At 65.0% G+C, this 12801-nt stretch carries 14 protein-coding genes; 7 read left to right on the top strand and 7 right to left on the bottom strand.

The window, feature by feature from the left end; translation table 11 throughout:
- Positions 1-207 precede the first annotated feature (207 nt).
- Positions 208-501: a hypothetical protein gene (locus EZV60_RS04585; RefSeq protein ID WP_135502609.1), complete on the top strand. Its 294-nt coding sequence runs from the start codon at positions 208-210 to the stop codon at positions 499-501.
- A 13-nt stretch (positions 502-514) separates the two neighbouring features.
- On the opposite strand, the gene EZV60_RS04580 is transcribed toward EZV60_RS04585, so the two are convergent.
- Positions 515-1285, bottom strand: coding sequence for a hypothetical protein (locus EZV60_RS04580; protein ID WP_135502607.1), 771 nt, complete (start codon positions 1283-1285; stop codon positions 515-517).
- A 144-nt stretch (positions 1286-1429) separates the two neighbouring features.
- Here EZV60_RS04580 and EZV60_RS04575 point away from each other — a divergent pair, with 144 nt between their 5' ends.
- On the top strand, positions 1430-1807 hold the full coding sequence (locus EZV60_RS04575) for a nuclear transport factor 2 family protein (RefSeq protein WP_135502605.1): 378 nt from the start codon (positions 1430-1432) through the stop codon (positions 1805-1807).
- Between the two features lie 103 nt (positions 1808-1910).
- Here EZV60_RS04575 and EZV60_RS04570 read toward each other — a convergent pair whose 3' ends face one another.
- Complete coding sequence (locus tag EZV60_RS04570) at positions 1911-2870, bottom strand: HpcH/HpaI aldolase/citrate lyase family protein (protein WP_135502604.1); 960 nt, start codon at positions 2868-2870, stop codon at positions 1911-1913.
- 239 nt (positions 2871-3109) lie between these two features.
- Here EZV60_RS04570 and dgcN point away from each other — a divergent pair, with 239 nt between their 5' ends.
- Together dgcN and dgcA are read left to right on the top strand one after the other, a co-directional pair.
- Complete coding sequence (gene dgcN, locus EZV60_RS04565; protein WP_135502602.1) at positions 3110-4111, top strand: N-acetyltransferase DgcN; 1002 nt, start codon at positions 3110-3112, stop codon at positions 4109-4111.
- A 47-nt stretch (positions 4112-4158) separates the two neighbouring features.
- On the top strand, positions 4159-5124 hold the full coding sequence (gene dgcA / locus EZV60_RS04560; RefSeq protein ID WP_135502600.1) for an N-acetyl-D-Glu racemase DgcA: 966 nt from the start codon (positions 4159-4161) through the stop codon (positions 5122-5124).
- On the opposite strand, the gene EZV60_RS04555 is transcribed toward dgcA, so the two are convergent.
- Entirely contained in the window at positions 5121-6128 is a 1008-nt protein-coding gene (locus EZV60_RS04555; RefSeq protein WP_135502598.1) for a DUF5671 domain-containing protein, read from the bottom strand. The two genes, dgcA and EZV60_RS04555, sit on opposite strands and share 4 nt — an antisense overlap.
- Positions 6129-6288: 160 nt before the next feature.
- On the opposite strand from EZV60_RS04555, the gene EZV60_RS04550 reads away from it, so the two are divergent.
- Complete coding sequence (locus EZV60_RS04550; protein WP_135502596.1) at positions 6289-7152, top strand: D-amino-acid transaminase; 864 nt, start codon at positions 6289-6291, stop codon at positions 7150-7152.
- Between the two features lie 18 nt (positions 7153-7170).
- Here the strand turns inward: EZV60_RS04550 and EZV60_RS04545 are convergent, their stop codons facing one another.
- The 3 genes from EZV60_RS04545 to EZV60_RS04535 form a co-directional block, all read right to left on the bottom strand.
- A complete protein-coding gene (locus tag EZV60_RS04545; protein WP_135502594.1) occupies positions 7171-7485 on the bottom strand; it encodes a DUF1244 domain-containing protein in 315 nt (104 codons plus the stop codon).
- 21 nt (positions 7486-7506) lie between these two features.
- Positions 7507-7848: a tautomerase family protein gene (locus tag EZV60_RS04540; RefSeq protein ID WP_135502592.1), complete on the bottom strand. Its 342-nt coding sequence runs from the start codon at positions 7846-7848 to the stop codon at positions 7507-7509.
- Between the two features lie 105 nt (positions 7849-7953).
- Positions 7954-8694 carry an N-formylglutamate amidohydrolase gene (locus EZV60_RS04535; RefSeq protein ID WP_135502590.1) on the bottom strand — a complete coding sequence of 247 codons (741 nt, stop codon included), beginning with the start codon at positions 8692-8694 and terminating at the stop codon, positions 7954-7956.
- A 153-nt stretch (positions 8695-8847) separates the two neighbouring features.
- Here EZV60_RS04535 and pyk point away from each other — a divergent pair, with 153 nt between their 5' ends.
- Both pyk and EZV60_RS04525 read left to right on the top strand, forming a co-directional pair.
- Positions 8848-10293: a pyruvate kinase gene (pyk, locus tag EZV60_RS04530; RefSeq protein WP_135502588.1), complete on the top strand. Its 1446-nt coding sequence runs from the start codon at positions 8848-8850 to the stop codon at positions 10291-10293.
- A gap of 43 nt (positions 10294-10336) precedes the next feature.
- Complete coding sequence (locus EZV60_RS04525) at positions 10337-10561, top strand: hypothetical protein (RefSeq protein ID WP_135502586.1); 225 nt, start codon at positions 10337-10339, stop codon at positions 10559-10561.
- Between the two features lie 70 nt (positions 10562-10631).
- On the opposite strand, the gene EZV60_RS04520 is transcribed toward EZV60_RS04525, so the two are convergent.
- On the bottom strand, positions 10632-12614 hold the full coding sequence (locus EZV60_RS04520) for a hypothetical protein (protein ID WP_135502584.1): 1983 nt from the start codon (positions 12612-12614) through the stop codon (positions 10632-10634).
- Between the last annotated feature and the right edge of the window lie 187 nt (positions 12615-12801).

The raw sequence follows: 12801 nt of genomic DNA, 5'->3' as shown, positions 1-12801 counted from the left end.
CAGTGAAACCACATGGACGCCCAAGATGGAAGACGGGCGCGCCGCGCGCGGCTCATTTTTAGGTGATCGCGCCGGTTGTTGCCGGTCACGCCCGCTCGCCTTTTGTCACAGGTTGGCGAGGCGGCGTTCCGCCGCTACGTCATCGCGCCTATCCTTCCTGCATGGTTCGAACGGACACCCAATGTCCTCCGATCAAGGAGACGTCCCATGCCTAATCTGACCCGTACCGCCGCTCTCATCTCGGCTCTGACCGTGCCCGCCCTTGCGGGCGCGCAGGGTGTCGATCCTGCCATCTCCGCGCCCGGCGGTTACGCGGCGTTCGCTTGCCGGCTGCTCGATCAGGCGCCCGTCGGCACGGTACCGGCACGGACTGCGCGAAATCTGATCGGCCTGTGGAACGACCAGAGCGCCGGCGAAATCGCCATGCCGCAAGGCGTTCGTGTACCGCAAGGCCCGCGCGTCACCCCGACCCGGGTCACACCGGCCGCGCAGCGACCGTGACGCGCCGCCGCGCCTAGTCCGAGATCACGAAATCCGCCGCGACGCTGCGCTCTGCGCCGCGTCCGGTGCTTTCGATCATGATGTATCGATAGTGGTGAAGATCCCCGGCATCCGCCCGCAAGACCCACAGCCGGTCGGCCTTTGATTGCGCGGTGAAGACCGGCATTTCGCCCGCGCGCGCCACCGGTGTCAGCCGCTCATGCGGCGTGTGCCGAAGGTCAAGCCACGCAAAGCGCAGCGCACGGGCCTCTTCCTCGCGTCCCCGCGCCCAATCGGCGTCTTGCCACGGCGGTTGCGCAAACTGCCGCATCTCGTCCATCCGCGCGGCCATGAACGCGATTTCCGGCGCAAATGCCGCCTCCAGCCGGGCGATCTCTTCCTGTGAAATCTCCTCTGGATGGTCCAGATACCAAGTGGCGGACACAAGCACCGCGCCGCAGGCAAGGCTGGACAGGGCAAGCCGTGTGAAACAGGCCCGCGGGCGGACGGGCGCGAAGATCAAAAGGCAAAGCGGCCACTTGATTGCCATGTTGAGCAGCGCGAATCCGCACGACGCCAGCAAAAGGGCCAGCGGCACGGGCAAGCCGAAAAGCGGCGCCACCAGACCCCAGAAGAATACCTCGCCCACCGGCAAGATGGTGATCCCCGCCAGCACCGCAAACGTCACCGTGTTCAGCAGCAGGGACGCGGTCACGGCCCTTCGCCACGACCATGACAGGCCCCGGGCAAAGACGAAGGTGTCCAGGGCGTAGGCGGCGATCAGGGTCAGCCAAACATGTGCCATTTGTCCGCCTTATCCCGACGTGGCGCATCCCGCCATGACCTGCCTCAAAGGCTCTCACGCGCCCGATCCTGCGCTCTTTGATACGGGTCAAGTCCGGACCGTGAAAAGCATGACAGACTTGGGCAAAAGCGAAGGAGAGGACCGATGGAAGAACTGGTAAAGGTCGGACGTGAATTCGTCGAGGCGATGAGGAACGGTCAAGGCGTCTCTCATGTCGACGGGATTTACGCAGAGAATGCCCAGTCGGTCGAGGCGGTCAATCCGCCAGGGCGCGACATCCGGATCGCCAAGGGCCGCGACACGATCAAGACGAAACGCGAAAGCTGGGCCGCAACCCACGACATTCACAAGCTGGAGGCCGACGGGCCTTACGTGCATCCGCCAAACCGCTTCGCCGTGCGGTTCGAGGCGGAGGTGACCCAGAAAGACACCGGGCGAGACATGACGCTTCGCGAAATCGCGGTCTACACGCTCGAAGACGGCAAGATCGTCCGCGAAGAATTCTTCATGCTGCCGAAATAGCCGCGCCACCTGGGCAGACGCCGGGCAGAACGACAAACGCCCCCGCAGATCCCCGCGAGGGCGCAATTGCCGGGGTCGACTCCCGAAAAGGTCTTTGAAAACCTTACACCTTCTCGATCATCTCTGCAGATTTGACAATCACCTCGGCCTGCTTAATCGACGCGATATCCACCAGACGGCCCTTATAGGTCGTGGCGCCCTCGCCGCGCGCCTTGGCCTCTTCCATCGCCTGCAGAATCTCACGGGCTTCCTGCACCGCCTCGACCGAGGGGGTGAAGATCTCGTTGGCCAGCGCGATCTGCCTGGGGTGGATCGCCCACTTGCCCACCATGCCCAGCGTCAGGGCACGCCGTGCCTGCGCGCGAAAGCCCTCGTAGTCCGAGAAATCGCCGAATGGGCCATCGACCGGCAGCACGCCGTGCGTGCGGCAGGCCGCGACGATCTTCGCGGTCGCCCAGTGCCACGGATCGGGCCAGTACTGCTGACCCTCGCGCAGCATGTAATACGCTTCCTGCGTGCCGCCGATCCCGGTCGTCGCCATGCCCATGGAGGCCGCGAAATCCGCAGCACCCAGGCTGATCGCCTGCATCCGGGGGCTCGCCTTGGCGATATCTTCAACGTGGCTGATACCGGCCGCCGATTCGATGATGCACTCGAACCCCACGCGCTTGTCGCGGCCCTTGGCCGCTTCGATGGAACTCACCAACGCGTCGACCGCATAGATATCCTCGCCGCAGCCCGCCTTGGGGATCATGATCAGGTCCAGGCGCCCCTCGGTCTGCTCCATCAGGTCGACCACGTCCTTGTACCAATAGGGCGAATCAAGCCCGTTGATCCGCACGCTGAGGGTTTTCTTGCCCCAGTCGATGTCGTTGATCGCCTGAATGGCGTTCTTGCGCGCGCTGTCCTTGTCCGACGGCGCCACCGAATCTTCCAGGTCGATATTGATCACGTCGGCCTCCGACGCGGCCATCTTCTCGAACAGCTTGGTGTTCGACGCCGGTCCGAAAAGCTGACAGCGATTGGGGCGCGCGGGGGCGGGCGGTTGCAGGCGGAAACTCATGGGCGGCACTCTCTTTTTCGATTGTTGCGGATCTACGTTGCGCCTGAGCTATAAAATTGCGCAGCCCTCTGCAAGCCGAACCATGCCGCGACGCGGCATTCCGGCATAAAGTGCGAAAAATTTGGGTAAAATTCGAAGGGCCTTGCGTAAGGGCCGCCCCACACTAGAGATTCAGGTGCACATTGCCGGCCAACTGACGCACACTGCGCCCGACACGGGACAGACCAAGGAGACGCGCCATGATCGAGACCCCATACCTGCTTTTTCTCGGCGATGCGCCGGACATGCTTGCGGCCAAGGTCGCCATCGGCATTCGCGACTGGCGGCCCGAACACGCGGTGGGCCAGTTCCGCCTGCCCGGCTGCGGCGCCGATCTGGGCCTGACGGATATGGATCTGGCCGAGGCCAAGGCGGCAGGCGCCAAGACGCTGGTCATCGGCGTGGCCAATCGCGGCGGCGTCATTTCCAAGGACTGGAAAAAGGTGCTGGTCACGGCCCTGGAAGAGGGCTTCGATCTGGCCGCCGGTCTGCACAATCTCCTGCGAGATGAGCCCGACCTTGTCGAAGTGGCCAAGGCCACGGGCCGGACCCTGCACGACGTGCGCGTGCCGGCTGTCAAATACCCTATCGCCGACGGCAAGAAACGGACCGGCAAACGCTGCCTTGCGGTGGGCACCGACTGTTCCGTGGGCAAGATGTACACCGCCATGGCGATGGAGCGCGAAATGCAGGAGCGCGGCATGAACGCCACCTTCCGCGCCACCGGACAGACCGGCATCCTCATCACCGGCGACGGCGTGCCGCTCGACGCGGTCATCGCCGATTTCATGGCGGGGTCCATCGAATGGCTAACGCCCGACAACGATCCCGATCACTGGGACCTGATCGAAGGGCAGGGCAGCCTGTTCCACGTGTCCTTTTCCGGCGTCACTCTGGCGTTGATTCATGGCGGTCAGCCCGACGCGCTCATCCTCTGTCACGAGCCGACCCGCAGCCATATGCGCGGTCTGCCCGACTATCAGCCACCCTCGCTGCAGACCCTGCTCGATACCGCGCTGCCGCTGGCGCGCATCGCCAATCCCGCCTGTCAGGCGGTCGGCGTCTCGGTCAACACCCAGCACATGAGCGAGGCCGACGCGCGCGCCTATCTTGACCGGGTCGAGGCCGAGATGGGCCTGCCCGCCACCGATCCCTACCGCTTCGGCGCGGGCAAGCTGGCCGACGCGCTGGCGGCGATGTAAGCCGGTTTGGGCCGGAATAGAGCCTAATTTCGAGAAGGAAGAAAATCTTGCAAGTCACCGTCACGCGCGATGTCTTCCGCCTCGCCGAGGTCTTCACCATCTCTCGCGGCTCGCGCACCGAGGCGCAGGTGCTGACCGTCCGCATCAGCGACGGCGGCGTGACCGGCTGGGGCGAATGCGTGCCCTATGCCCGCTACGATGAAAACCTCGACAGCGTGACCGCCGAGATCGAGGGCCTGCCCGAGACCTTCGACCGCGACGCGCTTTACGATCTTCTGCCCGCCGGGGCCGCGCGCAACGCCGTCGATTGCGCGCTGTGGGATCTCGCGGCCAAGCAGGCGGGCAAGCGCGCGTGGGAACTGGCCGGGCTGAAACAGCCGGGCCCGGAAATCACCGCCTACACCCTATCGCTCGATACGCCCGAAAAGATGCAGGCGCAGGCGGCCAAACACGCCCACCGTCCGCTTCTGAAGATCAAGCTCGGCACGCCCGACGATATGCCTCGGCTCGAGGCCGTGCGCGCCGGAGCACCCGACGCGCGCATCATCATCGACGCCAACGAGGGCTGGTCGGCCGATGTCTATGCCGATCTCGCGCCGCACCTCGTCCGCTTGGGCGTGACGCTGGTGGAACAGCCCCTCCCGGCGGCGGAAGACGAGGCGCTCATCGGCATGGACCGGCCTGTGCCCGTCTGCGCGGACGAAAGCTGCCATGACCGCCAGAGCTTGCCGGGCCTCAAGGGCAAATACGATGTGGTCAATATCAAGCTCGACAAAACCGGCGGCCTGACCGAGGCGCTGCGCCTGCGCGACGCCGCCCGCGCCGAAGGCTACGACATCATGGTCGGGTGCATGGTCGGCTCAAGCCTCGCCATGGCGCCCGCCACGCTGGTGGCGCAGGGCGCGTTGGTCACGGATCTCGACGGCCCGCTCCTGCTGGCCGAAGACCGGGCAACGCCGCTTACCTTCGACGCGGCGGGCGTGCACCCGCCCGAGGCCGCGCTCTGGGGCTAATTCGTCTGCCGCTCGGTACAGACCGTGGTGCCGTCGATGTCCAGGTTCCAGGCGGTAATGCCTTCGGGATACTCCACCTCGGTGCAAAGCCGAAACCGATCAGGTTCAAGCCGCTCGTAGCGCACCGTACCGGCATATCCCGTCAGGCGCGCGGGATTATGCGCGCATGCCATCGGGTCCAGCTCTTCCGGCAGCGCCTCCCGGTCGATCGCCGAGCACTGGGTCACATCGTTAGCAAGCCGCGTCAGGTCCGCCACCCGCCAGCGGTCGCGTTGTTCCATCTGTCCCTGCGCGGGGCCGCCGACCGTCCAGAAGGACAGGCCCAGCGCCGCCACCGCCAGCGCCGCCAGCGCCCAGCCCGCCGGAAAAGACAGCCAGCGCAGCGGCAGGTCCCGATCCTCGCGGAAATAGGCCAGCACCAGCACGGCCATGATCGCGACAATCGCCGATTTCACCAGGAACCGCGGCGTGATCTGACCGTCGAGCCACGAATAGATAAGGTAAAGCGCATCCCCCAAAAGCGTGATCGCCGCCAATAGCATCGCGATGGCCGACAACCAGCGCCGCATCAGCCCGTGCCGGCGTGACGCATCCGCCCGTGTGGCCCGCCGGTCGGCCCGGTCGAGCGCCCAGAAGACCGGCACGAAGACGATCACCGCCGCCATCGGCCAGCGCAGCCCGGACATCTGGCCGCGCAGCAACACGTCGCCCCGCTCGGGGATCCACAGGTTCGCCTGCCCGAAGAGAAGCGCCAGCGTGTTACCCGCCACCATGCCGAACACCACGAAAAGAAGCCCGTAGAAAAATGCCTCTCTCGCCGCCGACGACCGCACCGGGCGCGGCACCGGCGCGGCCCCCTCGCGCAGCATCCAACCGCCCAGCGCCGCGTCGATTTCCGGCGCGGTCCATCCGGCCTCGGTCAGGTCGGCGCGAATCTCGGGCGCGGCCCGTCCGGCCAAAAGCGCCTCGCGCACATGGCGCGACAGCTCTGAATCTATCGGCATGGCCTTCCCTTCCCGGTCTTGTCTTGCCAAGCATGCCCCCGGGTCCGGGCCGCGTGCAATGCTTTTGGCGCCGCGCCGATAGGTCCCGGTGAAAACGCTTGAACCCGGTCGCGGCGGCCCGCTAAACCGGTTGCAGATGGTAACGCCCGAAAGGATGCCCATGACCCGCATCGTCTATGTCAACGGAGAGTATCTGCCCGAGAACGAGGCCAAGGTCTCGATCTTCGACCGCGCCTTCCTGATGGGGGATGGCGTTTACGAGGTCACGAGCGTGCTGCAGGGCAAGCTGATAGATTTCGACGGCCACCGCGCCCGGCTCGACCGGTCTCTGACCGAGCTCGACATGCCCAAGCCCGACATCTTCGACGATCTGCTGGAAATCCACCGCGAGCTTGTGCGCCGCAACGAGGTCGTCGACGGGTTGGTCTACTTGCAAGTGACGCGCGGCGCGCCCGGCGATCGCGATTTCGCGTTTCCCGACCCGGACGAGACCACGCCGACCGTTGTGCTCTTCACCCAGTCCAAGCCCGGCCTTGCCGACACGCCCGCCTCCCGGACCGGCATAAAGGTCATCAGCATCGACGACCTGCGCTGGGACCGGCGCGACATCAAGACGGTCCAGCTTCTTTACCCATCCATGGGCAAGATGATGGCCAAGAAGGCCGGCTGCGACGACGCGTGGATGCTGCAGGACGGCTACGTAACCGAAGGCACGTCGAACAACGCCTATATCGTCAAGAACGGCAAGATCATCACCCGCAAGCTCAGCAACGACATCTTGCACGGCATCACCCGCGCCGCGGTTCTGCGCTTCGCGAAAGAGGCGCAGATGACGGTCGAGGAACGCTCTTTCACCATCGATGAGGCCAAGGATGCCGACGAGGCTTTCATCACCTCCGCCAGCGCCTTCGTGCAGCCAGTCGTGGAAATCGACGGCCACCCGGTGTCCGACGGCACGCCCGGGCCTGTGTCGCGCCGCCTGCGCGAGATCTATCTGGAAGAAAGCCTCAAAGCGGCGGTCTGACGTAAAACAGACCCTGTTTCAGCCCTTTTCGCCCACATTCTCGGCGAAGGATTTCTTGAAATCGGCCTGTTTCTCGGGGCTGGCGTCGGTCTGGTAGTTGGCCTTCCACTCGTCCATCGTCATGCCGTAGAAGATCTCGCGCGCCTCGTCCTTCGACATTTCGATGCCGCGCGCGTTTGCGGCCTCCTGGTACCAGCGCGACAAACAGTTCCGGCAGAATCCGGCCAGGTTCATCATGTCGATATTCTGCACGTCGGTGCGCTTTTCCATCAGGTGCTCGCGCAGCGTGCGAAAGGCGGCGGCTTCAAGCTCGATGCGGGTCTGGTCGTCCATCTTGTCCTCCTCGGATGTCGGTTACAACATGCGCTTGAGATAGGGCGGGTTCAAGTCGGTGAGCCGCACGGTCAGGCTGCCCACATCCCCCAGATGCGTCAGAAACGCGTCCATCACCATCTGCGCCAGCTCCGCCCGCGTGGCGTCGTCCCGTCCCGGGATCAGCAAAAGCGTGGCATGCGCAAAGGATTGCGGCTCCACCCCGATGCGCGAGGCCGTGGCGGCGATGGTCCGCACCCGCACGGTGTCGGGCGCACTGACCGAAGGATGCGCGGCAAACGCCTCCCACAGCGCGTCGCAAAGCGCCTGCAGATTGTGGCTCTGTTCCAGCCCATTCGAGTGTTCGATCACGATATGCGGCATGCTCTCTCCTTTTGTCCGCGATAAGGGCGTGCGCGCGCCGACCGCGCAACCGGAATCTTCGGGAAGTCCGGACACCTGTCGTCGTCGGCAATCCGGGCCAAGTGCTCAGACGCCGGCGGTTTCCGCGGCGTCGCGCAGGATCGGGGCCAGCCGCGCGCCCCACGCCGCCTGCGACTCGGGCGTCGCGATCAGGTCGTTGCGCAGCTCGACCAGCGCATTGGGCCGCTGGTGGGCAATGGCGTGGCGGGCAATGGCGTCTCCCGGCAAGTGCCCGCCATAAGGTTCGTTCGCGCCCACGCAAAGATCCGGCTCGGCCTGCAGCCGCGTGATCAGCGGATCGGTCAGCCGCCGGTCCGCGGCATAAAGCACGCCAACATCCCAGGGCCGGGGCGGGCGCCCCCGCAGCTGCCGTGTGTAGCTGTGAATCGACACGATGATCGTATCGTTGCGCCGCGCCGCCAATTCGGCCAATGCAGTGTGATAGGGTCGATAACAGCGGTTCAGCCGCAATTCGATCTCGGGGCCGTCCGCGTGCCGGTTGGCCGGGATGATCGTCCCGTCATAAAGCTTCATCACCAGCGTCGGGTCGTCCTCGCCCCGGTTCGGGTCGATCACAAGCCGCGAGAAATTCGAGGTGATGCAAGGCCCGTCCAGCGCCTGCGCCAGCGCCCGCGCCACCCCCGCAGCACCCGGATCAAAGGCGATGTGGCGGGCCATGTCCACCTCGGGCAATCCCAGCGTACCCCCGCCCACGAAGGCGGGTACGGTGTTGGTCGCGTGATCGCAGGTCACAAGCCATCGCGCGGGCCGGTCGGCCCCTTCGATATGGAACGGTTGGTAGGTCATCCGCCTGTCATCTTCTTTGCGCCATGCTTTAGGGCAGTTGCGGTGAAAAGGGAAACCGCTATTGTTGCGGACAACCGCGTTACCGCTAACGCCCATGCCGGTCAGGCCTCCGGCCCGTTGCGGTACGCCCGGAAAAAAGACAAGGGGACAGACATGAGACGTCATCGCAACGTCAAGATCGTGGCCACGCTCGGCCCGGCCTCCGAAACGCACGAAACCATCTTCGCACTTCACAAGGCCGGCGCCGATGTGTTCCGCCTGAACATGAGCCACGGCGATCACGAGTCGATCCGCGACAAGCACCGGATCATCCGCCAGATCGAGGAAGAAACCGGCGGCCCGATCGCCATTCTGGCCGACCTTCAGGGGCCCAAGCTGCGCGTCGGCGCCTTCGCCAACGGCGAGGAAGAGCTGGAGGACGGCGCGAAATTCCGCCTTGATCTTGATGACACGCCCGGCACGATCGAGCGCGTGAACCTGCCCCACCCCGAGATCTTCGCGGCGCTGGAGCCTGGCGCGCGGCTTCTGGTGAATGACGGCAACATCCGTCTCAAGGTGCTCGATTGCGGGCCGGATTTCGCCGAAACCGAGGTCGTCACCGGTGGCGTGATTTCCAACCGCAAGGGCGTGAACGTGCCCGACGTGGTGCTGCCGCTCGCCGCGCTGACCGAAAAGGACCGAAAGGACCTCGAATTCGCCTGCGAGCTCGGCGTCGACTGGCTCGCGCTCAGCTTCGTGCAACGCCCCGAGGACGTGATCGAGGCGCGCGAACTGGTCAAGGGCCGCGCGGCGATCATGGTCAAGGTCGAAAAACCCGCCGCCGTGAACGATTTCGACGCCATTCTGGAAGAGGTCGACGGCATCATGGTCGCGCGTGGCGATCTGGGCGTGGAACTGCCGGTTCAGAACGTGCCGCCCCTGCAGAAACGCATGGTGCGCAAGTGCCGCGCCGCCGCCAAGCCGGTGATCGTGGCAACGCAAATGCTCGAGTCGATGGTCCACGGCCCGATGCCCACAAGGGCCGAGGTCTCGGACGTCGCCACCGCGATCTATGAAGGGGCCGACGCCATCATGCTCTCGGCGGAATCGGCCGCGGGCGACTTTCCGGTAGACGCGGTGCGCACGATGGACGATGTCGCCCGCGAGGTCGAGGATGACCCCACCTATACCGAAATCCTCGAGGCCTCGCGCAAGGCCGAGCGCACCACCGTGGCCGACGGCATTGTCGCCGCCGCCCGCGAAATCGCCGAAACAACCGATATCAAGGTGATCTGCTGCTACACCCAGTCGGGCACCACCGGCCTTCTGACCGCGCGTGAACGGCCCCGTGTCCCGATCATCGCCATGACGAACATGATGGATACGGCCCGGCGGCTGTCTCTGACCTGGGGGGTCAACTGCGTGATGACCGGGCAACTCTCACGATTCAAGCAGGCCGTGATCAATGCCGCCAAGGCTGCCCGCGAACAGGGCTACGCCAGCGAGCTAGACCAGATCCTGGTGATCGCCGGCGTGCCCTTCAACGTACCCGGCACGACCAATATCCTGCGCGTAGCGCCCTGTCAGGAAAGCCTTATTTCCTCCACAGATCCGGGATAAACTGTTTATACTGCAGTCGGGGGGACACGCACGGAGGATCATTATGGACCCCGATCTCTTTTTTACCATAGGCATTGTTCTCGCCGTCTTTTCCGTCCCGTCGATCATGTCGGCCTTTTCCGAGGGCCGCGCCCCCCGTGTGGCGGCCTTCACCGTCATCGCGGCGGGGGCGATGGTTGTCTGGGCGATCCAGACCAAACCGGGCGGCTATGCGTTCACCGACATCCCGGATGTCTTCGTGCGCGTGGTCGCGAAATACCTGACCTGACGCAGCCGCAGGTCAAGTCTCTACCATGCCCGGATCGCGGCCTGGCCGCGACCCGCGCGCACCTGCCCGCTTAAGGCAGGATCAGGTTCGTATCCCACCCGATCAGCCGCAGATCGCCCGCCTCGTCGCGCATCGCGGTGGCGATCCAGTCCCGGTTGCCGCCATCGCCATCGCTGCGCAGATGCGCCACCGCGTCCGCCGAGATCTGTGACGCCGGCCCGACCCGGCTCGACCCAAGCCGCCGGATGCGGCGCCCGTCATCGCCGATCTGCCAGCCGATCAGGTACAGCCTGTCATCCCCGCCCCGCACCACGCTGGCCAGATTGGACCGCCCGTGCGGCACGGGCATCAGCGTGATCTCGGACACATCGCCCGCAACGGCCTGATCGCGGCGCGCTGTGATATCGCCCTGCGCAGACACCGACCACGCGATCAGGCGCAGCTTTCCCTCCGAATCCGCCATTGCCGCCGCCACGCCGCCGGCAAGCGGCGCCACGTCGAGCACGGAGCCGATTTCGCCCGCCGTCCCGGCGGCCCGCCGGGTAAAGCTCTGCCCGTTGTCCGACAGCGTCCAGGGCGTCACGCGCAACTCTCCGTCCGCGTCGCGCACGGCGGTATAGACCCCGTTGAAATGCTTGGCCCGCGCGACCGACACCGCCGACACAAGGTCATCGCCGGCCTCGGCAAGTCGGGCGATCGACACACTTCCATCGCTGCCCGTCAGGATATCCCACGCGATCAGCTTGAGCCGGCCATTGCCGTCGCGCATCGCCGTGACCGCCCGTGGATTAAGCCCGCTGATCGTGGCCATATCGAGCGCGCTGACCCGCCCGGCTTCGACACTGTCCATGCGGGTGAAATTGCCGCCGACCCCGACGCGATAGGCGATCATTTTCAGCTTGTCGTCGGTCTGGCGAACCGCCGCCAGAATGAAGTTGGGGGCAGGCTCGCTCAGATAAACCTCCTTCACAGGCCCGGCCTCGATATCGCCCCGGCGATTGAACCGCGAGACGCCAACAAGATCCCAGCTGACAAGTTTGAGATTGCTGTTCGTGTCCGCGATCGACGCCGTCACCACCCGGTTCGAGGACACGAACTGCGTGGCCGTCCCGGTCACGCCGCCGGCGCTGGCCTCCAGAAGCGGCAGAAAGGGCGATGCGTGCACCACGACGGGATTGTTGCGGATCGCGTCGTTGCGAAAAGGCTTCCAGATGGACTCGTCCGTCCGGTGCCGCAACCAGCCATAGTTGAGCCGCGTGGGAATATTGTCGCCGTCCTTCTGCAAAAGGCCGTTGCGTTCGCGGACCCGCTGGGTGTGGATATGCAGGTGCGGCCCGCTCGACGCGCCGCTGTTGCCCGCGCGGCCAAGGAACTCTCCCTGGACGATCCGTGGCCGCCGCGTCACGCAATCATCCGCGGCCGGGGTTTCGCCCGTCTCGCAGACCCGAAGATAGGACTCGGCGGGAAAAATACCGCTCCGGTCGCGCGCATCATCCATGAACAGCCCCCGGTTCGGGCAGATCTCGGTGGGAATCGTGTCGCGCTGCAGATGGGCGATCAGCACGACGTCGCCATTATTCCGGCGCAGCGACACGTGATTCCCCGACCGCATGATCCGGCATTCTTCAGTGTCCGGGCACGCATCGGTGTCACATCCCACCGTACAATCTTCGCCGCAGCACCGGGCCATATGCGGCTCTCCGGGGCGCGGATTTTCCGGATGCCCGGCCCAGCAACTGACCACCTCGCCATCCACGGGCGCGTAAAGCGGCACGCCGAAGATGAGGCGGTCTTCGTTGCGCGATCCGCCATTTTCGTCCAGTGAGGTCCATTGCGACCCGCTGCGGCGGACGACATTCATGTCGCGTGAGTGGCTGCCGCCATGGTCTCCGTCCATGTTCCAGATCTGCCCGTCCGGCAGGTCCGACATCCGCGCCGGGAACGACATTTCGGATTGCGCCTGGACCGGAAGGGCGCAGAGCCCGGTAAGAAGGAAAACAAGACCCAAAAGCACCTGAAAAGACACAGAAAACCGCGTGAAAGAAAACCGCATGGCTAATCTCCGATAGAAAAAGAATTTTGTAATAATCCTTAGATTGTATCCCAAAATCCGGCTTCTTTCAATCCAAGGTCGCGATATGCCCGGGGTCACGGGCCCGCGGTCGTGCCTCGCCGACCAACCCCCCTTGCGTTACAAGCGCGGTCGTCCTATACGGCGCGCTCCAACCCGCGCGTCCGGC

Origin of the sequence: Roseovarius aestuariivivens, from assembly GCF_004761875.1 — a bacterium.
In the GTDB taxonomy this organism is placed as follows: domain Bacteria; phylum Pseudomonadota; class Alphaproteobacteria; order Rhodobacterales; family Rhodobacteraceae; genus Roseovarius; species Roseovarius aestuariivivens.
This window is presented reverse-complemented; position numbering and strand designations above follow the sequence as displayed.